Origin of the sequence: Pseudoalteromonas sp. DL2-H2.2 (genome assembly GCF_021532535.1) — a bacterium.
Lineage (GTDB): Bacteria > Pseudomonadota > Gammaproteobacteria > Enterobacterales > Alteromonadaceae > Pseudoalteromonas > Pseudoalteromonas rubra_A.
Genome location: NZ_JAKGBD010000008.1, coordinates 56600 through 77277, shown reverse-complemented (window position 1 = coordinate 77277; position 20678 = coordinate 56600). Strand labels below are relative to the sequence as shown.

General features: G+C 48.7%; 22 protein-coding genes. 12 read left to right on the top strand and 10 right to left on the bottom strand.

The window, feature by feature from the left end; all coding sequences use genetic code 11:
* The first annotated feature begins 38 nt into the window (after window positions 1–38).
* On the top strand, window positions 39–614 hold the full coding sequence (locus L1285_RS14610; protein WP_235412943.1) for a GNAT family N-acetyltransferase: 576 nt from the start codon (window positions 39–41) through the stop codon (window positions 612–614).
* Window positions 611–1201 (top strand): FMN-binding negative transcriptional regulator, encoded by a 591-nt coding sequence (locus L1285_RS14605; protein ID WP_235412942.1) that lies wholly within the window; start codon window positions 611–613, stop codon window positions 1199–1201. The genes L1285_RS14610 and L1285_RS14605 overlap by 4 nt, the downstream gene beginning before the upstream one ends.
* On the opposite strand, the gene L1285_RS14600 is transcribed toward L1285_RS14605, so the two are convergent.
* Both L1285_RS14600 and L1285_RS14595 read right to left on the bottom strand, forming a co-directional pair.
* Window positions 1170–1568, bottom strand: a complete 399-nt coding sequence (locus tag L1285_RS14600) for a beta-lactamase family protein (RefSeq protein WP_235412941.1) — start codon at window positions 1566–1568, stop codon at window positions 1170–1172. The two genes, L1285_RS14605 and L1285_RS14600, sit on opposite strands and share 32 nt — an antisense overlap.
* 2 nt (window positions 1569–1570) lie before the next feature.
* The gene (locus L1285_RS14595) at window positions 1571–1768 is read right to left on the bottom strand and encodes a hypothetical protein (RefSeq protein WP_046004671.1); all 198 of its coding nucleotides are present in this window, start codon (window positions 1766–1768) and stop codon (window positions 1571–1573) included.
* 173 nt (window positions 1769–1941) lie between these two features.
* Here L1285_RS14595 and L1285_RS14590 point away from each other — a divergent pair, with 173 nt between their 5' ends.
* Window positions 1942–2463, top strand: a complete 522-nt coding sequence (locus tag L1285_RS14590) for a GNAT family N-acetyltransferase (protein ID WP_235412940.1) — start codon at window positions 1942–1944, stop codon at window positions 2461–2463.
* Between the two features lie 48 nt (window positions 2464–2511).
* On the opposite strand, the gene L1285_RS14585 is transcribed toward L1285_RS14590, so the two are convergent.
* From L1285_RS14585 to L1285_RS14570, 4 genes are all read right to left on the bottom strand, one after another.
* Window positions 2512–5118, bottom strand: coding sequence for a serine hydrolase (locus tag L1285_RS14585; RefSeq protein ID WP_235412939.1), 2607 nt, complete (start codon window positions 5116–5118; stop codon window positions 2512–2514).
* 206 nt (window positions 5119–5324) lie between these two features.
* Window positions 5325–7853 (bottom strand): ABC transporter permease, encoded by a 2529-nt coding sequence (locus L1285_RS14580; protein WP_235412938.1) that lies wholly within the window; start codon window positions 7851–7853, stop codon window positions 5325–5327.
* Window positions 7844–8506, bottom strand: a complete 663-nt coding sequence (locus L1285_RS14575) for an ABC transporter ATP-binding protein (protein WP_235412937.1) — start codon at window positions 8504–8506, stop codon at window positions 7844–7846. The genes L1285_RS14580 and L1285_RS14575 overlap by 10 nt, the downstream gene beginning before the upstream one ends.
* A gap of 135 nt (window positions 8507–8641) precedes the next feature.
* Window positions 8642–9946: an ABC1 kinase family protein gene (locus tag L1285_RS14570; protein WP_442960506.1), complete on the bottom strand. Its 1305-nt coding sequence runs from the start codon at window positions 9944–9946 to the stop codon at window positions 8642–8644.
* Between the two features lie 207 nt (window positions 9947–10153).
* On the opposite strand from L1285_RS14570, the gene L1285_RS14565 reads away from it, so the two are divergent.
* From L1285_RS14565 to opgC, 6 genes are all read left to right on the top strand, one after another.
* A complete protein-coding gene (locus L1285_RS14565) occupies window positions 10154–11569 on the top strand; it encodes a coniferyl aldehyde dehydrogenase (RefSeq protein WP_442960505.1) in 1416 nt (471 codons plus the stop codon).
* Window positions 11570–11921: 352 nt separating this feature from the next.
* Window positions 11922–13220 (top strand): di-heme-cytochrome C peroxidase, encoded by a 1299-nt coding sequence (locus tag L1285_RS14560; protein WP_235412935.1) that lies wholly within the window; start codon window positions 11922–11924, stop codon window positions 13218–13220.
* Entirely contained in the window at window positions 13163–13348 is a 186-nt protein-coding gene (locus tag L1285_RS14555; RefSeq protein ID WP_235412934.1) for a hypothetical protein, read from the top strand. The genes L1285_RS14560 and L1285_RS14555 overlap by 58 nt, the downstream gene beginning before the upstream one ends.
* A gap of 71 nt (window positions 13349–13419) precedes the next feature.
* On the top strand, window positions 13420–13590 hold the full coding sequence (locus L1285_RS14550; protein WP_235412933.1) for a hypothetical protein: 171 nt from the start codon (window positions 13420–13422) through the stop codon (window positions 13588–13590).
* Between the two features lie 523 nt (window positions 13591–14113).
* Window positions 14114–14902, top strand: coding sequence for a hypothetical protein (locus tag L1285_RS14545; RefSeq protein WP_235412932.1), 789 nt, complete (start codon window positions 14114–14116; stop codon window positions 14900–14902).
* A 216-nt stretch (window positions 14903–15118) separates the two neighbouring features.
* Entirely contained in the window at window positions 15119–16219 is a 1101-nt protein-coding gene (gene opgC, locus L1285_RS14540) for an OpgC domain-containing protein (RefSeq protein ID WP_235412931.1), read from the top strand.
* Between the two features lie 321 nt (window positions 16220–16540).
* Here opgC and L1285_RS14535 read toward each other — a convergent pair whose 3' ends face one another.
* Entirely contained in the window at window positions 16541–16765 is a 225-nt protein-coding gene (locus L1285_RS14535) for a helix-turn-helix transcriptional regulator (RefSeq protein ID WP_268836094.1), read from the bottom strand.
* 971 nt (window positions 16766–17736) lie between these two features.
* Between L1285_RS14535 and L1285_RS14530 the strand changes: the two genes are divergently transcribed.
* Entirely contained in the window at window positions 17737–17922 is a 186-nt protein-coding gene (locus L1285_RS14530) for a hypothetical protein (RefSeq protein WP_235412929.1), read from the top strand.
* 139 nt (window positions 17923–18061) lie between these two features.
* Here L1285_RS14530 and tnpB read toward each other — a convergent pair whose 3' ends face one another.
* The 3 genes from tnpB to L1285_RS14515 all read right to left on the bottom strand — a co-directional run bounded on the left by tnpB (window position 18062) and on the right by L1285_RS14515 (window position 19019).
* On the bottom strand, window positions 18062–18304 hold the full coding sequence (gene tnpB / locus L1285_RS14525; protein ID WP_235412928.1) for an IS66 family insertion sequence element accessory protein TnpB: 243 nt from the start codon (window positions 18302–18304) through the stop codon (window positions 18062–18064).
* A gap of 141 nt (window positions 18305–18445) precedes the next feature.
* Window positions 18446–18601, bottom strand: a complete 156-nt coding sequence (gene tnpA / locus L1285_RS14520) for an IS66 family insertion sequence element accessory protein TnpA (protein ID WP_235412927.1) — start codon at window positions 18599–18601, stop codon at window positions 18446–18448.
* A 127-nt stretch (window positions 18602–18728) separates the two neighbouring features.
* Window positions 18729–19019 (bottom strand): helix-turn-helix transcriptional regulator, encoded by a 291-nt coding sequence (locus tag L1285_RS14515; RefSeq protein ID WP_235412926.1) that lies wholly within the window; start codon window positions 19017–19019, stop codon window positions 18729–18731.
* 249 nt (window positions 19020–19268) lie between these two features.
* Here L1285_RS14515 and L1285_RS23880 point away from each other — a divergent pair, with 249 nt between their 5' ends.
* Window positions 19269–19628: a helix-turn-helix domain-containing protein gene (locus L1285_RS23880; RefSeq protein ID WP_328285037.1), complete on the top strand. Its 360-nt coding sequence runs from the start codon at window positions 19269–19271 to the stop codon at window positions 19626–19628.
* On the top strand, window positions 19625–20059 hold the full coding sequence (locus tag L1285_RS14505; protein ID WP_235412924.1) for a hypothetical protein: 435 nt from the start codon (window positions 19625–19627) through the stop codon (window positions 20057–20059). The genes L1285_RS23880 and L1285_RS14505 overlap by 4 nt, the downstream gene beginning before the upstream one ends.
* Window positions 20060–20678: the final 619 nt, after the last annotated feature.

Here is a 20678-nt window from a genome sequence, read left to right as displayed (position 1 = left end):
TGATCACACTCAGAACACAGTTATGGGAGTACAGACTTATGCTGACACAATTGACACTGCAAACAGACAAGGTGCGCCTCGCACCGCTGACACGAGAACACCTGCCACACTTGCGCAGCTTTGGCGAGCAAACCGAGCTGTGGACCTGGGTGCTGGATAATTACTGTCAAACAGACGAGAAACTCGTCCACTGGTTTGAACAAAGCGCACAGTTTGACCCTGATGTTCAGTTACCCCTGGTCATTTTAGACCAGCAAAGCAATACGGTGGCAGGCAGTACTCGCTTGTTCAGGCTGCACAAAACCAACCTGAGCGCGGAAATAGGCCATACGTTTATTGGTAAACAGTGGCAGCGCAGCCACATTAATACTCATGCCAAATATCTGCTGCTAAAACATGCGTTTGAAACATTGGGCCTGGTACGCGTGCAGTTGCGCACACATGAACACAATCAGGCGTCGCGTGCAGCAATCACCCGACTGGGCGCACAGTTCGAAGGAGTGATACTAAAAGATCAGCGTGTTGCGCCGAATGCATTTCGTAACACGGCCCAGTTTGCCATCACAGATGACATGTGGCCGCAGGTAAAAAACCAACTGGAGGGCTGGTTATGAGCTATCCACGCAGCGCCTTTGCAGAGCAAAATACCGAACGCCTGTGGCAACTGATCAATGAGCACCCACTGGCAACCTTGGTTGTGCCGAACTCTGAGACCCCTTTTGTCCACATGTCTTTGAGTCTGAACAATGAAAGAACACACTTGTTAGGGCATGCAAATCCAGCGAACCCACTCACTCAACTCGATAAAGCTCAGCTACAGGTGTTGTTCAGAGGACCAGATGCCTATTTATCCCCGAGTCAGGTTGCCGGGATCATGTTGCCAACCTGGGATTACGCCACCGTACATATTAGCGGGCAACTTAGGGAGATCACACACCCGGACGATAAGTACGCGGCCATGCAGTGCCAGCTAAAGCAATTTGAATCCCCGGCCAATCCCTGGGATATGTCCATGCTCAGTGAAAACCAAATTGCAAAACTGTTCTCACAGCTGTTCTTTTTCAGCATAGAGATAGCCTCAATCACCGGCACATTTAAACTGAGCCAGAACAAAAGTAACGACACCCGCCAGGCCATTGCACACCTGCTTGAAGTTCAGGGCAACCCGCTTAGTCGCTACTATCAGCAGAAAACAGCGTGATCAGCGCCTCGGTCAGCGCAATTACCGGCTCATCGCACTCATCCTGAGCCCCACAGTTGGCGATCAGGCAGATCGCCACATCCTGATTGGCCAGGTAGACACTTTGCGTGATGTAACCAAATTCATTGCCGCCATGATGATATAAAATGCCGCCGTCATGCTTTTCAACCATCACGCCTAGCCCATAATACAGCGCTCCGTCCAAAAAGCGTGGCAACCAGCGGGCTGTTTGTAAATACGCATCGCCAACCATATTGCGACGGATGCGCTCATTAACAAGCTTTTCTTTAACAATGATGGCTTTGAGCAGCTTGGCCATATCCCGTGCACTGGATGAAACCGGCGCATCGGCCAGTGCCGTATTCACAATCAGCTGTTTTGTGTTGTAACGCTCACGCCGGGAATAAAGTCCGATACTAAATCGGCCAATAAGAAATCTATCTGCCGGCGGCGCTCGCTTTCAGGCTGCTTGATTTCACCCGGCGCTGCGTGTTGCGTCCCCCCGCAACTACTGACTAACCAGAGCATGACAAGCCATACACCAAGTTGCGCTGTTTTATTTCCCACCAGTTGATTTCCTTGCCCATCAATGTGACTACAAACTACTTTAAATTTCGGTACAAATACATACACTACGTCATATATCTATTTGCAGCATTTGATCCGGTATCACCAAACTTCTCCTGATTGTGCTGGGCGTTTTGTTATGACTCAAGGCGCAAATTAAAGGACAAGAATTCGTGAATAAAAATCACCGACACACCTATGAGATCCGCCGTGCAATCCCACAGGATTGCGCAAAGCTGGCCGAGCTGGCTGCGGATGTTTGGCTGGATACTTACGCCACCGACGGGATTAAGCCTGAATATACCGAGTACGCCAATAGCACCTTTACCACGGCTTACTTTCAGTCATTGCTTGAACACCCGACCTACCGACTGCTTATCAGTGAGCAAGCTGGCGTGTTACAGGGCTTTGTGCTGATCAATCTCGGCGCTCAGTATCGGACGCCAGATAATGGCTATGAAGTTGACAAACTCTATGTGCATAAGTCCTTTCAAGGGATGGGAGTTGGGCGAGCATTGCTGAGCCACGTTGCCCGCCTCTATGGCACGCCCATGTGGCTTTATACCTGGACAGAAAACGCAGCCAATCAGTTTTATAGCAGGCTGGGCGCCCAGCTGATTGGTACACTCAGTTTTGAGGCATTCGGTAGTACAATCGATAATAATGTTTATAAAATCACCTCAGAGAATTTGTAATAAAGCTGGAGGGCCTGAGCCCTCCTGTTAACGAGTTAATCCGAATCGTTATTGCCGGTGTGCTACACCTGCACGGTAAAATTTAGCCAGGTGAGATTGCAAACGCTGTATGTTTGAACCATCGCTATAATGGCCGTCTTCAGCATTCGCAAGTGCCACCACCCCCGTTTTAGTGTAAGGGTTGTAACTCATTATGGTATGAGTACCCGGATCGCCCCCGTCATGGCCCACAAACGGACCTTGCCAGAACCAAAACAGTCCCTGGGTGTCCATCCAGTAGGTGGGGACGTCTGTTTGCACTGACAGCATAGTGGCGACACTTTGCTCACTCAGCACGCTGACATTATCCAGTGCACCGCCCTGACTGATGGCAATTAACAACCGCGCCAGGTCGTGCGCTGATGAATTCAGATCTCCATCAAAGAAAGTTGGGTAGCTGAACTCGGGCACATACTGCGCAACCCCTTCAGCATCTATCGTATACTGAGGTGTTTTTGGATTACCTTCTGGCAATTGGGTGTGATCCCAATGGGTGTTGTTCATTCCCAGTGGCGCAAATAAGTACTGCTGCATGTGATCCACCAAGCTGATACCCAATTGATGCTCCACTGCATACCCTGCCAGGCCCGCGCCCACATTGCTGTAGTTATGCACACTGCCCGCTGGTAAGCTGCCTTCCCCTATAAATACGTCTTCACTGTAGTATTGGCCATCTGGTAATAAATAAGCCTGATAGAACTCGGTAGAGTCTGTCAGCGTGGTCTCTTCACAACTCTCACGACCGCCCCGAGCATATAAAGACAGGTTGGTACCGTGAATATAGTAGCTGCAATTGTATTGCGCTGTGTCTGCGATTCCCGAGGTGTGTGTCACTAAATGCCGCAGCAGAATATCGCGTTCATTATTTGGCGGGACAAGGTCAAATGGCAAGTTCATTTCAGACAGTGGCGTATCCAGACTCAGCCGGCCTTGTTCAATCAACTGCATGATGGCGACTCCCATGACCGCTTTGCTGGTTGAGCCAACATTCATTGGCGCATGCACTGTCATGGCCTGCTCGGTCTCCAAATTTGCAATACCGTAGCCTTTTTCAAAGACAATCTGGCCGTCTTTAATTACTGCCACAGCAACGCCGGGAATAGCCATATCGGTCAGGTCCTCAGTGAAATCCTGATCTACGGAGTCGAAGCTGTGGCCTCTGTCGGGCACGCCACCGAGCTGTGCAATGGCATAATCAAGCACGTTATCGGATGCCCACTCGAGTTCTTTTCTGGCATAGACAGGAAGGTCGATATCTGGCAAAACACCTGCGGCTTCAAGCGCCACATTGTTAAGATCGGAATAGCTTTGATGGCTCAGGGACCCTGTCCAGCCATTAGGCAACGTAAAGTCCAAAGCATCTGACACCGCACCATTGGTCGCAGCACCAATCAGGGTCACATGAGACAAGGATTTAAGTGCCTGAGTCAGGACTTCACCTGCGCTGTAAGCCAGCTCGCCAGTGAGCACATAAACGGGCTTGGTGTAAGCCTGATCGGGCGCGGCTTTCAGTGTGAGCGCCTGTTTCTCCTGCTGGTAATCGCTATTGTCGATCTGCTTATAGGCCACGGTTTGTGCCTGATCGTTAAAAAATCGTGCAATCTCCAGTGAAACGCCGTCAAATCCGCCGTCGTTTACCCTTAAATCAATGATGATGCCGTCGCTGTCAGCAAGGTCTTTCATCACTTCTCGCATTAACGTTTGGGTATCTTCAATATCTTGCTTTGCTTGCGAAATAATCGCCAAGAAATCATCAGCTTCCGTCTCTTCATTCGCCAGCATGGCAGACTCACGGTCAATGCGAATATAGCCCAGGTTGCCTGCCACTTTGCCCCAGCCAAGGGCGTTGCTGTCCGGGTATCGCTTCAGCTTTTTATCCGTCAGATACAAGTCGGTCAGTCGCGCAAATTCACTGAGCTGCTCATCGTAAGCCTTACCAATATGCGCTTCCCATTCGTCGGCATAGCGCAACTGCATCAGCCAGGCTAAATCCTCGTACAGCGCCGTGCTGCCTTCACCCGATACCTCAAAACGCTTGCTATCCGTCAGTGATACATGCGCATCATCAAAATCTTCAAGCATGGCTTCAAAAACGCTTGCAAGCTGCTCTGGTGAAGTATCCGCATTGATCTGGGGGCGGTATGCTGCATAAGCCGCCTGCCAGTCAATGTCTCTGAGCGCAAAAAACGCATAATAATCGTTAAACATATGCCAAAGGTACTCGAAGTTTGCCTCCGGATCGTCACCGCTCAGGCGGTTTTTGGGCAGGCACTGCTCGCGCATTTGGGCTTGCTTTGTGAACACCCAGTCATTGGTTGCGTGAGTAGTTAACGTCAGTGTATTTTTATCACTTTCGAGGAACTGGTCGAGCGCATCCAGCTCTTTGTACGGACGTGCTTCAACCAGCACACAGCCATGGCTGTTGTAATGAAAACGGCGTAAATGATCGGTATCGAACTGCCACAGGTTACCTGTGCCTTGCTGCACCCACACACCCCGATGCTTTGCAAGCGCATGATCGTCACTGCTGTTGCCACACCCTGCAAGCAACACAGCCGCACTGATCAGGCTCAGTGCCATCCATCCCGATTTTTTCTTACCCTGTAAGTCAAACATACCTTCGTCCTTTTTCCATTTGATAATGTTCCGGCCCAGACAACCTGAGCAGGTCCCGATAAGGAGACTTAAGGCTAGATGAATGCGTTGCTCGATTCTGTAGTATGCTTATTTGAGTTTGTTGGTTTGTGTAGCGAGCCGTCAGCAAGTGTGGCTAACTGTGGGGTTATGGCCTTTTCAAGGCCATAACCCCTGGTTAGTGTGCTTTATACGCCCTCTTTTAGTAATCCTATGCTACTTTGGCACAGTTGTTTGCGGCTGAGTAAAATACCACCGATTGCCACCACCAGCGCGATAACCAGCGCATGTACGAGCATGAGCAGTCCACTGCCGGGGTAAGACATGGCCAGGTTCTGCTGATAAAATGCGTCGATAAAGCTATAAATTGCCCCAAATGCGCAAAAAGCCGGGATCATAGTCACTATCAGCCATTCAATAATGAGGATCTTCAAGCCCTGTGCGGGTGACAGGCCAAAGCTCAGTAGCAAGCCATTGCGAGCCTGATCTTTTTTCATGTGGGTCTGAACAGCCGCCACCATCAGCAAATTACTGAGCAGCGCGATAAATGCGCCGTAACTGATCACCAGTCCAATCAATGCCTGGACTTGCGTACGGATCTTCTCCAGCAGGGCGTCCACAGTAACCAGACGCAGCTGAGGGTGCGCACGCCACAATTCACCAACAGCCCCCACGCCTTGCGCATCAAGTGCAATACTGCCCATATGGTAGATTGGCTCGCGCAAACTGGGGGCGCTGTTTTGCTGTAGCACAAACCAAAAGGTGACTGAGCTGCCACCGGGTTTAAACTGATGAACCGCTGTTATATTAGCCTCAACAGCGTCATTGCCGACAAAAAACTGCACGGTATCACCCAGCGCCAGTGCCATTTCAACAAATACTTCGTGGTCAACAGAAACGCCAATCCGGGATGGACTGGCAGCCCAGGAGCCCTCTGCGATCCGAACATTGTCCGGCGCTTGAGCACGCCAATGCAGATTAACGGGCTGCATCAAACGACGCAAGGAGTCGCTGGGCTGCACGTCCCGCGCCTGAAGTGCGGTGCCATTAATGTGCGTGACCTGAGCCAGCTGAAACGGCTTCATCTCTTTGATGCTGCCCTGGTGAAGCGCCACAAAGGACGCTAGCGCTTCTTTTTGCTCATCATCGGCCCTGCTTACAAACACATTGCCTTGATTCTGATAAAGGTAAAGTTCCAGCATATTGGTCACATCCCGCCCCATACTGATACACAGCAAGAGTAAGGTGACGCTCAGGCCCAGTGCTGTCATTTGCACCAGTTTCACCGCCATGCGTTTGCGCAGTAAAAGTACGCTAAAGCGCGCCAGGGTCCAGGACTTTGGCATCAGATGAGCCCCAAAACGAAGCACCAGCCAGGTAACAAAAAACACCAGCAATATGCAGATACCCAGTCCGCCCAATAACATGCCACTGAGCAACCAGTTATCGGTATAATACATTATCAGGGCTGCCAGCAGCGCTGCCGGGCTAAGCATTGCCAGCCAATGCCAGCGCCCTTGCTCTGTGCGTTGCGCCAGTAGCAGGCGAATATCCCCTTGTAGTAATGACAGCCATACAGGCAGAGCAATAAAAAAGTAGACGGTGACGGCCAAAGTGCAGGCGGCCAGCAGATCTCGCCATTGCCATTGCAGGGCAAAACCTTCGATATACCCCTGCGCCAAATGGCTGACCCCGTAGCCTGCCAGTAACGCCAGTACCAGTCCCGGCAGTAAGCTCAGTAGCAGGATCATCACCCCGCCATGAATTGCCAGCAAGGGCAACCAATTACGTGGCATGCCACAGGCCAGCATCACCGACACGCTTTTTTTCAGGGGTTGAGTTTGCACCTGACTGCACAACCACAAGATCAACACGCTGAGTAACACGATGATCATACTCAGCAGCCCGAGAAAGTTCTGCACCCGCGCCCAGACTTTGGCCAGAGGATAGTTATTCAGGGACTTACTGATCACCTGCGCTGTCGGTGAAGCAGACTGAAACTGGGTTATGCTGCTTTTGGGCAATGCGTTATGTAGCATCAGAGCTCTGTTCAGGTGCGGTGTCAACTTGGCTGCGCTAAGGCTGGATTCAGACACCATGGCGCGCATATCACTGCCAAGCCCCTCAAGCACTCGATCCGGCTCTAGCAACAACAAGGCACCGACACGCAGTTGTGTTTCGCCAAGTGTAATGGTGCCGCCCAGCTCTGCCGCCAGTGCCGCGGCTAGCCTAGGCTCCAGCCAGATCTCCCCGGGCTGCGGCCCTGTTTGAACAGGCTTTGTATTAAGCCCTTTACTGAGACTGATATGAATATCCCCTTGTAACGGATAGTCATTATCAACGGCTTTAAGCTGCACCTGCTGATGCCGCTCCCGGTGACTCACTGTAACACGATACTGAGATTGCAAGCTGTAGGCCCGACCATGCGAGCGGATCCACTCGAGTTCAGATTGCTGCCAGTCCCGTCTTACTGTGACCTGTGTATCTGCGCCTAACGTGGCTTGCAGATTGTGCGCCAGGAACCGCTCAATTCCCTGGCCCAGCAAGCTGCTGAGCAGCAAATAAAAAAACAACAGGCACAGCGCGCACAACGTCAGCCAGTATTTGCCTTGCAGCACCTGGCGCCACAGCACGGCGGTAAAAACAATCAACGCATTGTAAGGTGTTAGCGTGTGAGGGCACTCAGAGCTAAAACGCTGGGTGTGTGCTAATGACATAACATCAGCCTCCCCTGGCTCAGACGATAAGCCTTGTCCATCCGCCGTGCTAGTGCCATATCATGCGTCACCAGCAGCATAGCTGCGCCACTTTCTCTGGCACCTTTGAGCATCAGACTCATCACATGCTCGGCGGTGGTTTCATCCAGGTTGCCCGTCGGTTCATCTGCAAACAGTATTTGCGGGCTCACACACAAAGCACGGGCAATCGCGACCCTTTGCTGCTCACCGCCACTTAACTGACTGATGCTGTCTTTGAGCCGCTCGGCCAGCCCCATGTGTGTTAGCCAGTCAGCCGCTTTGTGCTCAGCATCCCGCTCGCCTCTGAGCTGCAAAGGCAGCGCCACATTCTCCAGCGCGTTTAACTCAGGTAAGAGGTGAAATTGCTGAAACACAAAGCCACTTTGAGCCAGTATCCCGGCGGGGGGCAGTGTCTGGTTATCGCGTCGATAACACACCTGTCCGGACTGATAAGGCGTCAGCCCGGCCAGCAATGACAGTAAAGTCGACTTACCACACCCCGAAGCCCCGACGATGGCGATATGCTCGCCTGCATCCAGGCGCAAGTCCAAATTATCAAGCAACGTCAGGTTTGAACCCTTGTGCAGTTTGATTGTGTGTGAAAGGCCACTGACCTCAAGTGACAAAGCCATGTCTGAATACCTCAATAAATTATCGAGGATTCAGCATGTGCTACACGCTGTGAAATGCGTGTGAAATGGTCAAAGTTGCGATGTAAACAGCGTCTTGACGACCCTGTTCCGCCATTTCTTAGTCGCAAAGACCAGCTATAAAAAGCGCCTTAAAGGCGTCAGGTCAACTTTTGCCTTCAACCTGGCAGCGATTAAATATAAGCCCGCCAGCTTGCGATGGATAAACAAGGCATCTACCGGCGGCGTATGCCACTGCCTGGATTGCATACTCAGTTGCCTGCCCTGCTCGCTGATCTGCTTGGCGAGCCCACTGGCGGCAAAGTCAAACGCCGTAGAAGATCTAAGTGGCGAGATAGCCAGGTCGAACAAAGACAACACCGCCTGCTGATAGTGCGCGTCGATGTCATCGGCAAAGTAGCCTATTTCACAGGCCGCTTGTTTCAGTGCCTCGCGGTTTTGTTCGGCCCCGGCCCTGAGCAGCTTTTTATAGCCCTGACGCAACTCGGGTGAAATGGCTCTGGTTGCCCCAAAGTCGAGCAGTACAATCTGCCCACTTGCTCGATTGTACTGATAGTTGGCCAGGTTCGGGTCTGTCTGTATCATGCCCAACTCAAACATCTCGATGAAAAACAGTTCAATCAACCGAAACGCCAGCTCGTCCCGAGTCTGCTGTGGCAAGGTCACCATGTTTTCCAGCGGCTCTCCCTCGACGAACTCCATAGTCAGCAAATGTCGAGTACTGAGTGATGGATAGCTGCCCGGTACCTTAAAATGCGGGTTATCTGCCAGTGCCTGTGCAAACCCATTGAGGGCACTTGCTTCAAGGAGGTAGTCGGTTTCTGCCAGTAGCTGTAGTTTGGCCTCTTCAACCAGTGGCTGAATGTTTAGTGTTTTTGGCAACAATCCGCTGAGCTTAATCAGACTTACCACGTTATCAACGTCACTGTGAATGCTGTCGGCAACCCCCGGATATTGCACTTTGATGGCCAGATTCTGACCCTGCTCAGAGGTGGCTTTATGTACTTGCCCTATCGAGGCACGAGCAAAGCTGTTCAGCTCAATGTGGCTGAATTTATCCAGCCAATCCGGGCCCAGCTCTTTAGCAAAGGTGGCAACCAGCTGTTTGTGTGGCATAGGTGCGGCATCGGCTCTGAGGCGCGCAAGCAAAGCCGACAACTCAGGGGGCAGCAGCTCACCGGCATCCATCGACAGCAATTGGCCCAGCTTCATCGCCGCTCCACGTAAATGAGACAGTTTTTCAGCGACCGCATTAATGTTGCCCGGTTGCAGCAGTAACTCAGTGCGACTGGATTTTTGACCACTCAAAGCTTGTTTGGCACCGGCAATCATCACATTGGATGCCACTTTACCTGCCAGGCCACCAAAATGGGCCAGCCTGCTCAGGCGACTGGCCGGAACACGACGCGATTTATTGTTCAACACTTCACTCCTGTATTTGGGCTTCTTCCTATATTACGTACAGTTTACCCATTTTGTTCAGAGTTGCGGGCAAAAACGCACTCAGTAAACAGCAGGGAAAGAAACTATTTTTGAGCAATTTTAGAGCTTTTATTCACACACCTGCAGATCAGGGTTATTATCAGGTAAACCGTTTTGCCAACAACCAAGACAAAAAGGCCTCTCACAATGAGCGATATGAGCACAGTATCTGAACAAACGCTGCTAACGATGAATTTTCAGGCAATGCAGTCGGCCTATCGCCGCGATCCTGCGCCGGACCATGCGCAGCGTGTGGCGGTGCTCAAAAAACTCAAACGGTCGCTGATCAATCACGAACAACAGGTTTACCAGGCATTATCGAAAGATTACGGCTACCGCAGTGAATTCGATACCTTTTTTGCCGACATCATGCCAACCATAGCGGCCATCAAGTATGCCATTAAACACCTGAAAAAATGGATGCAGCCTTCCAAGCGCCACGCCGGGCTGATGCTCGCCCCTTCTAAAGTAAAGGTGCATTATCAACCTCTTGGCGTTGTTGGCGTTGTCACTCCCTGGAATTTTCCGTTCTACCTTGCGCTGGGCCCGACTATTCAGGCGCTGGCCGCAGGCAATCGGGTGATGATCAAAATGAGTGAGTTTACGCCCCACGCCAACCAGGTGCTGCGCACCATTGTTGAAGACATCAGCGATCATGTGCACGTGGTAGAAGGCGATGCAGAGATTGGCGCGGCATTCTCTGCATTGGCGTTCGATCATCTGATATTCACAGGATCTACCGCCGTTGGTAAGCAAGTTGCCAAAGCCGCTGCCGATAACCTCACGCCCATTACCCTGGAGCTGGGGGGTAAGTCACCAACCATTATCGACGAGCAAATCGACATGAAGATTGCCGTGGATGCGGTGATCATGGGCAAGTCTATCAATTCAGGGCAGATCTGCGTGGCGCCGGATTATATTTTTGTGCCGACGTCGCGTCTGGACACTTTTATTGAAACCTTTATTGCGCGCTACAGCGAATACCACCTCAACAGCAGCAACCGCAATCAGCAAAGCCATATTATTTCACAGCGCCAGCACAACCGCTTAATGCAATTACTGGATGATGCAAAGGCCAAAGGTGCCGAAGTGCATGCGGTCAAAGCACTGGAGCCGGGTGACGAAAAACGCGTTTACCCCCATTTACTGACTAACCTCAGTGACGATATGGCGGTGCTCCAGGAAGAGATATTCGGCTCTTTATTGCCCGTTATGAGCTATGAAAGCTTAGATGAGGTAATCGCGTATATCACGGAGCGCCCTCGCCCGCTGGCCCTGTACATTATGTCAAACAACCCGGCTTTGATTGACCGCCTCATCAACCACACCCACAGCGGCGGGATAAGCATTAACGATACCACCATGCATGTGGTGGCGGACGATGCGCCCTTTGGCGGGATAGGCCATTCGGGTATGGGCCATTATCATGGTTACGAAGGGTTTTTAACTTTCTCGAAAGCCAAAACGGTGTTGTACTCAAGCAGCTGGCTGCCGAAAAACCGCTTTGTGCTCAAACACCGGGACTGGGTGTTAAAAGTGCTCCGTAAATGGCTGCTAAGATAAACGCAGCCGCTACCCCCACACTCCCTTTAAACCACAACAGATAACACACCTGATATGTAACTAGCTGTAATAGCCAAACGCTCGCCCTGCCACTACTCTTTTGTATCTCTCTGAGCGCAAGGAAAAACCAATGAGCAAGTTACCTGTTATCGCGCCCTGAGCGCAGCCAGCCTGCTGGTCTTAGTTGGCTGTACCACCAACCGTCATACAGCACCCGCTGATCCGATAGATGTGACCCCTGAGCATGGCGATGTGCCTAAAAGGGTGTGGTTAGATCAGGGCTGGAGAGACAAAATTCGCGAAAATTTCTGGTTTACCGGACAAGGCTCGCAGATCATTCCCTACACCTGGTTTGTCTGGCTGGAACAGGCCGACAACCAGCAACTGTTTCGCCACAGCGAGCACATGGAATTTTTGCGATACCTGCCCAGCAAGGCAAGCGAGCGTAACCCCGGGGGATTGCCCATTGGCTTTGCCCTGCACAGTAACCAAAAAAACCGGTGAAAACTGGGTCGGCATGACCTGTGCGGCGTGTCATACCAGCCAGATTGATTACAAAGGTACCAAGATGCTGGTTGAGGGCGCGCCGACGCTGGCCAACTTCGTATTGTTCTTTGATCGCCTGGTTGCGGCCCTGAACAATACACTACAAGACGACGCCAAGTTCGAGCGCTTTGCTCGCAATGTACTGGGTTCTAAATACAGTAACAGCAGCAGTGCCAGCCTCAAACAGCGACTGCAACAAGTTGCACTGCAAACAGCGCAAAGGCAAGCCGTCAACGCCCTGCCAGATGACTACCCGGCAGACTTTACCAGCTACGCCCGCTTAGATGCATTTGGCAATATTCAAAATGCCGGTACGGCATTTGCGCTCAACGACCTCAGCAACAAAAACACCCCAACCGGACCTGTGTCTTATCCATTTTTGTGGGGTACTCACCAGTCAGACGTGGTGCAGTGGAACGCCTCCGCTCCGAATACCCCCATTGTCGGCCCTTTAGTGCGCAATATTGGCGAGATGGTTGGCGTATTTGGCGAATTACAGATAGAAGAAGCGCCTGTCTGGCAACGCATCTGGGGTAAAAAGTTCCGCTACAGCTCGACCGTCGACATGATTGGGCTGGGCTATCTTGAGTCCTGGGTTAAGACTTTGAGGTCACCTCAGTGGCCGGTTGAGTATCTGCCCGCTATAGATACGCAAAAAGCGGCCAAAGGTGAGCTACTGTATAAACAAGCCTGCGCCAGCTGTCACCAACTGATCCCCCGCGAAAAAGAACACCTGAATTATATTGCCAATCAAACTCTGGTTTCTGACCTGGGCACCGATCCGGTAACGGCCAATAACGCTTCCTGCCATATGGCTAAAACGCTGATTTTAGAGGGCACCAAAGAACGAATCCTGATCGGCAGTAAGTTTCAGGCCGTCGACAACGCCATCGATGTGCCTGTCAATGGGGTGGTCGGTCTGGTGTTGAAGGACTTACCCACAGCCCTGAAGGCCGGCAACATTCCTGAAAGAACCGGCACTGACGGGCAAAAGATCTCGGTGGTTAAAGAGCTGGAAAACCTGAGCAGCGCGTCACCGAGTTTTGGGTGGGCAGTCGTGAGTTCGATCCGGTCAATGTGGGCTATGTCACCACACAAGGGCTGAACAAGTTCAGAGTAAACGCCAGTAATGGCCAAATCATGCCCGGTAACTCCAACCTTGGCCACAGCTATGGCACCGAGTTTAGCGACGAGGAAAAGTGGCAGATCATTGAATTTATGAAGACGCTGTAGTGCGGGTAGCGGCCTGCTTTGCTATGTAGCTGGCCATCTTTTAAACAGTACAAACAATAAGGATCCGATATGTGCGTTTGTATGCATCGCCACAAGTGTATTGTGTAGACCTGAACAAGCTAGATCTCTGTGCGCTCAATGGTAAAACCTTTGATATTCCCAGGAACACACTGGCAACCAACCTGACCGAGCAGATCTCCACCAGCAAAATAGCCAATTCGCCATATCAGGCGGCCGGCTAAGTTCACCTGCAATCAGGGCGGCTCCATAGCCGCCCCGACAGGTATTTTAGCAATTACAGATCAAACACACTTGTTGAGCGATTCTCAAGCCACTTTTTCAAACTTGGCTTCACTGACTAGGTTAGCTATTTTTTGTTTGAAGCGCCTGAATACCATCATGCTCCCCTTACAATCGTTCCAAGATTATACCGGCATCAGCAGTACGCCAAACAGAACAAGTTTTTCTATTCATCAGAGTGCTCACTTATCGTTTTTCAGAGGTGCGTCATTGTCCTTATACCTGTAACACGACAATGTGCAACCAATGTTGATTGACTCGCGCTATACCAAAAGCTCACTGTCTTGTTGTAGAAACCACCCCAACCTGTTAACTTAATGTTTCCAAAAACACTCCAAATGTAATTGTTGATTGAAGTATACGAATGCCTGAGACATGCGTTGTAAGTCACCTACAGGCAGGTTTGCTTACTGTTGCTGACCGTCGAAAGATAAATACTTTGGATCACAAAATTAAGGATAAGTAATGAAATTCACAAAAGCTGCGCTAAGCCTTGCCTTAGCTTCTTCTTTAACATTCGGATTCGACGCGAACGCAGGTCAGGATATCACCTTTAAACTCGCAGCCACCACAGATGGCACCAATCATTCTGTTCCTATGCCAATCATGGGCCAGAATGCTTTTTCATTTCAGGTAGTACTGGATTATCAGTATCAAAATAACGGCGGGACATGCACAATCTTGTATAGTGAAAACGCCTGTACAATTGAAAATATGAGCGGTGCGGTTACCCTGTCAAACATACACTGGGGAAGAGCATCGATGCATAAATCCATGCAACAGATCTCAAGCTGGATGTATGTGAACTCGCAAGAACAAACTTCAACGGTACTGATCCCGTCCAGTAATGTGCACTTTTACTTTTTAGACAATGCACAGCCCACAGCAACCTTAAATGTCTATGGTCGCTCTTCGCATCAGGTGGCCAATTACGGGCGCGCCAGTATGCAAACAACCAAAAATGCCAACAACCTGGGTTTTGAGCTGGCCCGCCTGCCTTACAATACCAAGCAAGACGGCGTGAAATTTCCAATGATGGCAGGCTGTATGAACCTGGCGGTACTCAACACCAGTGCCTCCAGCATTACCCGGGTGAATTTTACCCAAGCCAATCAGACAACCGGCCCCATCACAACCACATTGTGCGTACCTGGTAATGACACAACTACGTTTGTTGGGATAGACACCACCACAGAGCGAGTCGCTAATATCTCGACTCAGGTTCCGGCCGAATTGTCTCACTTGTATCAGTAATTCATCATTAGGGAGCTTAAATTGCCATGCTCCCTTACTTTGTATATATGAGGGCAAGCCACAATCCTTGTTAATGTTCCTTCCGGTAACTATTAAACATTCTCAATTGTCTCTATCCATTCTCTGCGTTAAGTTTTGTACCTAAAAGTCTATACCCTATTCGATGACATGGCCCACCCGCTTGCGGGCAAAGTCTGTGAGGCTTAAGGAGAGAGCATGAGCCGAGATTTAACCTATGACGGCCTGAGAGGCTGGTTGCTTATCATTATTGCCTGTAACCACTTGTTTGGCAGTTTTGTTACTCAGTTTACCCGCACCCCGCTGGGGTTTGTGTCGGCCGCCGAGGGATTTGTGTTTTTATCCGGATTTGTGGCTTATCTGGTGTATGGGCGACTGGCTCATGATAGCAAAACAATGCAACGCAAAATATGGCGGCGCTGTTGGGTCATTTACGGGTTTCATCTGAGCGCGATTGTTATCTGTTTTTCGCTGGTGGCGCTGTTTCCTTTATATATCCCGCAGTGGTCTGATTTTTTTAATGCCGCCAATTGGTTTAGCAACCCCTTTCAAAGTGCTTTGTCTGCCGCCTTACTGCTCGAGCATCCTGGCTTTCACGATATTCTGATCCTCTACCTGGTGCCTATGGCATTTTTGCCCTTTGCTATTCACGCACTTAAGCGTGGCAAAGCCTGGTATGTGGTCGCCACTTCCTTGTCAGTCTGGCTGCTGGCCCAGTTTGTCACCGCTGAGTTTTTGGCAGCGCCATTTAGTCGAGTGTTTAGCGATATTACCCTGAACGTCAGCCATTTTGATCCCTTCGCGTGGCAAATTTATTTTTATCTGGGTGTAATGCTCAGTTATCTGAAGTTTGATAAAGGCCATACTTTGACCTTTACCCCTGCGTTGAGAATCTTGCTGCTAAGCGGTGTGGGCTGCTTTTTTGTTGTCAGACATGGCTACCCGCAACTGATGCAGCCCTATTTTGCGGGCCACGGCAGCGCCTCCGTGCTCTATCAGGTTAATTTGCTGCTGAGCGCGTATTTAATCATGCTGCTAATGCGTCGTTTTTCGTGGTTTTTTAACCTGAGATACCCGGTATTTATCGGCCAGCATGCCCTGCCGGTTTTCGCCTTTCACTGCGTGGTGATTTACTTTTTACTGCCCTGGAGCCATGCATATACCACCGCCCAGTGGTACTGGGATGTACTGATTTGCATCGGCTTTGTGGGCCTGCTTGCAATTCCGGCTAAACTTGACCAGCGCTGGCGTGTACATTTTAGTACAAACACAACAGCGTTGAGGACATCAAAAGCCTAAGCGCTGACCGAAAGCAACTACCTAGCGATGCAACACCGGCCATTACCGGCGGTAGATTAACTGTTCGCTGCTCACGCTATTGCCAAATCATCGACTTTGAACAATGGGTCACCACCATTGAGCGTTAATCACTGAGTATTACTTTGCTGTTCACTCTCCTGATGCCAAACGCGCATCGTTAAATACAAGGTAGTGCGTTAAACAGCACAGGTATAAACCTAAAAAACCAGACAAGCGTCTGGTTTTTTTAGCATTAGGGCCTTCCCCAGCGACAGTTAGCAATCCGTTACAAGACGGCCAGGCCGGGGGAGTTCTGCGGCTTTATTCCTGAAAGCATTCATCCTTGTTCTTGGTCTTACTTTGCTCAAAAAACCAGATATCCGGGCAGGAAAAGTCTTCGCCAAACATCAAATATAATTCGTATACATGCTCTATGGTCATCACAGAGCGGCCCGACTCAAAATTACTGATGGTGGACTGATCCACGTTAAGCTTAGCGGCAAGCTGAGCCTGGGAGAGCTTGTTCTTATATCGTAAGTTTCGCAGGTTGCACTACAAACGTCCCATCAGCTTATTGATTCTCTGTTTTCTGGCAAAAGCATCGTTTTTCATAGCCTAATCCTTTTACACGCTTGTATATTGGCCTGCACAAGCGCTGACCGTGTTTTTATCGGATACACCTGAAAAGCAGCGTTTCAGGCACACCCACCGAGTTAATCTGTTGGAAAAACCGCTCTCAATATAAATGCCCTGTTGACCTTTTTAACGTTAAGAAATATCGTATAACTCACAGTCCCGCATGGCTGTTAGTGTTGCGATTGCAACGAGATAAATTGATATCTCTAACTTAAGTCAGTTTGGCATGTTCTATTTTTGTATTAACATTATGATTTTATTGTTAAGATTATATTCATTCGAATATGAAAAAGTCTCCGCATTACAATAAAAAAAGGAAAAAAAGGACGTGATTGATGGCGATGATTTAAAGGCAATGAGGAAAAACGCCGGCATATCCCAGGAATTGATGGCAAAAAAGTTAGAATGCGACCGTAAAACAATTCAGTAACTATGAGCAGGGTGTCAGTGACATTAAGCCTAAACAGCTTTTTCGCTAGCTGATGCTATGCAAAATAGATATACACTCTTTACTCAATGAAATCAGACGGATCAGTGGCAGTTTAAACCACTATGATGCGTCAAAGTTAAAGGATTACGAAAAATGAAAAAGATACACTCACTTACATTTCTCACTAAATTGGCTTCTTTGACTAACTTAACAGGCAAGGACAAGGGCCAAGCTCTCAGTAACAAAAAAACCTTATCAGCTGGCCAGGAGGGATTAGTATCGGGTTGCGGTATTTATGAACCTACTGATCCTCGCGTCTCAGGTGCTTTTAAGCCGGTAAAGCCAGACGCTTGATATGCAAAATAGATACACACTCTTTACTCAATAAAATCAGACAGATCAGTGGCAGTTTAAACCACTATGATGCGTCAAAATTAAAGGATTACGAAAAATGAAAAAGATACGCCCACTTACATTTCTCACTAAATTGGCTTCTCTGACTAACTTAACAGGCAAGGAGAAGGGCCAAGCTCTGAGTAACAAAAAAACCTTATTAGCTGGTCAGGAGGGATTAGTATCGGGTTGCGGTATTTATGAACCTACTGATCCTCGCGTCTCAGGTGCTTTTAAGCGGTAAAGCCAGACGCTCCATACGCAAAATAGATACACACTCTTTACTCAATAAAATCAGACGCATCATAGCAGTTTAAACCGCTATGATGCGTCAAAGTTAAAGGATGACGAAGTTCGGCGCTGAGTGTAACGACGTCATCATCTTATTTGTCGGGCCATTTAAACTTGTCTTTTTCAAGGCGCTTATACCACAAGGCAAAACAGGTTTTATCCCAGTACAGTACCTTCAGCTTGTCCTTGTTTTTATTGCAATACGCAAACACCTGGCCGCTCATCGCGTGTGCAGCCATTTCTTGCTCAACAATCGCCGCGAGGCCATTGGTGGATTTACGAAAGTCTACTGGCTGGCGGTGCAAGTAAACAGACTCATTGTGCCAGCAGATCATGACAGCGCCCTGAGCAGTGCAGCCAACCACTGAGCGTCAGTGTTTGATGGCAACAACACCGTACTCTGACCATGCTTGAGCTGCAACAACTCAGGCAGAGAAGCGGACTCAGACGCAGGCTTGGCGGCAATAAAAGATGACTCAGGTGGTTTTTTTACTGCGAAGCTTACTTCGGCGATTATAAAAAGACTTGGTACTGAGATTGTGCTGCGTGCAGAAGTCAGTGACAGACAAACCACTGAGTTCCTGTTGTTCGATAAGTTTCAGCCATTGCTGTGCGGTTTTGTGTTTAGGCATATTCAGCTCCGAATTAAAATCAGAGCTGTACTTTATAAGCTGAGCGAATTCAGTAGCTAGGTGGTGTTCAGGTGACGCTTACGATGATAAGACGGCCAGACCAAAGTACTTCGCCCGGTTTACGGATTTATTCCTGAAAACATTCATCCTTGTTTTTGGTCTTACTTTGCTCAGAAAACAAGATTTCCGGGCAGGAAAAGTCTTCGCCAAACATCAAATATAATTCGTATACGTGCTCTATGGTCATCACAGAGCGACCCGACTCAAAATTACTGATGGTGGACTGGTCCACATTCAGTTTGGCGGCCAGCTTGGCCTGAGAGAGCTTGTTTTTATGCCGTAACTGACGCAGGTTACACTGCAAACGGTCCAACATTTTATTAATTCGCTGTTTTCTGGCAAATGCATCATTTTTCATCGCCTAATCCTTTTACACGCTTTTATGACGGCCTGCACACGCGCTGGCCCTGTTGTATAGAACACGCCTGAAAAACACGGTTTCAAGCCCATTCACCCGGTTTTAACTGAAAGAAAAATCGCACCCAATGTAAACGCCCTGTTGACCTTTTTAACGTTAAGAAATATCGTGTATCTAACAGTCCCGCACGGCTGTTAAAGTGATACAAACACAAACCAGATCAATATCTCTAACTTAAGTCCGTTTGACATGTTCCCTTTTTGTATTAACATTGCGACTTTCTTGTTAAGATTATGTTCATTCGAATGTGGAAAAGTCTCCGCATTCATAACAAAAAAGGAAAAAAAGGACGTGATTGATGGCGATGATTTGAAGGCAATGAGGAAAAACGCCGGCATATCCCAGGAACTGATGGCCAGAAAGTTAGAGTGCGACCGCAAGACAATCAGTAACTATGAGCAGGGTGTCAGTGACATTAAGTCTAAGCAGCTTTTTCGCTGGCTGATGCTTTGTAAAATAGATACACGCGCTTTACTCAATGAAATCAGACAGATAAGTGGCAGTCTAAACCGCCATGATGTGTCAAAGTTACAGGATGACGAAAAATGAAAAAGATACGCCCGCTTACACTTCTTACTAAATTGGCTACTCTGACTAATTTAACAGGCAAGGAGAAGGGCCAAGCTCTGAGTAACAAAAAAACCTTATCTACTGACCAGGGGGAATTGATATCGGGTTGCGGTATTTATGAACCTAATGATCCTCGTGTGAAAGGCGCTACGTCTGATAAGCAGGTTTCCTCCTCAGGTACACATACAGCAAAATTCAACCCTAGCTTAAACGATGATTTAAGCTCAAAGGTGTCGGGTGGCCTGGTAGTCAATCCAGCAAAGGTTGATAGATTTAAGAAGTTAAATGTACAAGCATGCAAAGGTATATGTGGTTCAGGCCCATGGAAACCTGTAGAGCCACAAGTCGCACGTTTAGTTTTTCTAGGCTCTAGCAAGAATAATTTGCCCGGAGCTACTTTTAAAGGTTAAGAAATGAAACTCTCTCATCTCATAATGCTATCAATATTTTCCCTAGCTGCTTTTTATATTTTAGTTGCTAACCCAAAGATTGTTTCAGAGATCTATTTGATTGCGCTTGTATGCTCACTTATATTTGGCATAGTGAAAAGCAACCCCAATATAAGCCACATTTCAGCGTTCCTGTTATTAATAAACTTTGCCGAATACTTAGCCTTTGCTTATGGCATTGTAAATCTTGTCCCTACAGTTGAAAGCAAATTGCTCAACGGAGTAATGGTGTTTGGCTCTCAACTAGTGCTTAGCCTACTTGCAGTTTTTATTTTTATTTTTAGAGTTCAGCTGTCTAGACTAATATCCAAATCTAAGAACATAGAGCTGACAAACTTTGACGGCCTATTTCACTGGACTTTCATATATACTTCGATTATTTATGCACTAGCATTAGGAGAGCACTTATTAAGAAATGCGTTCCTAATAAGAGACATCACATATATATATGACAGCTTTGAAGCACTAATATACATCGCTTGGGCGTTGACATGTGGATTACTTCTTACAATGATTATTCTTTCTGTCAAATCAAGCCACACTCATGAATCTACACTTTGATAAGTTTAAAAAGAGTCTA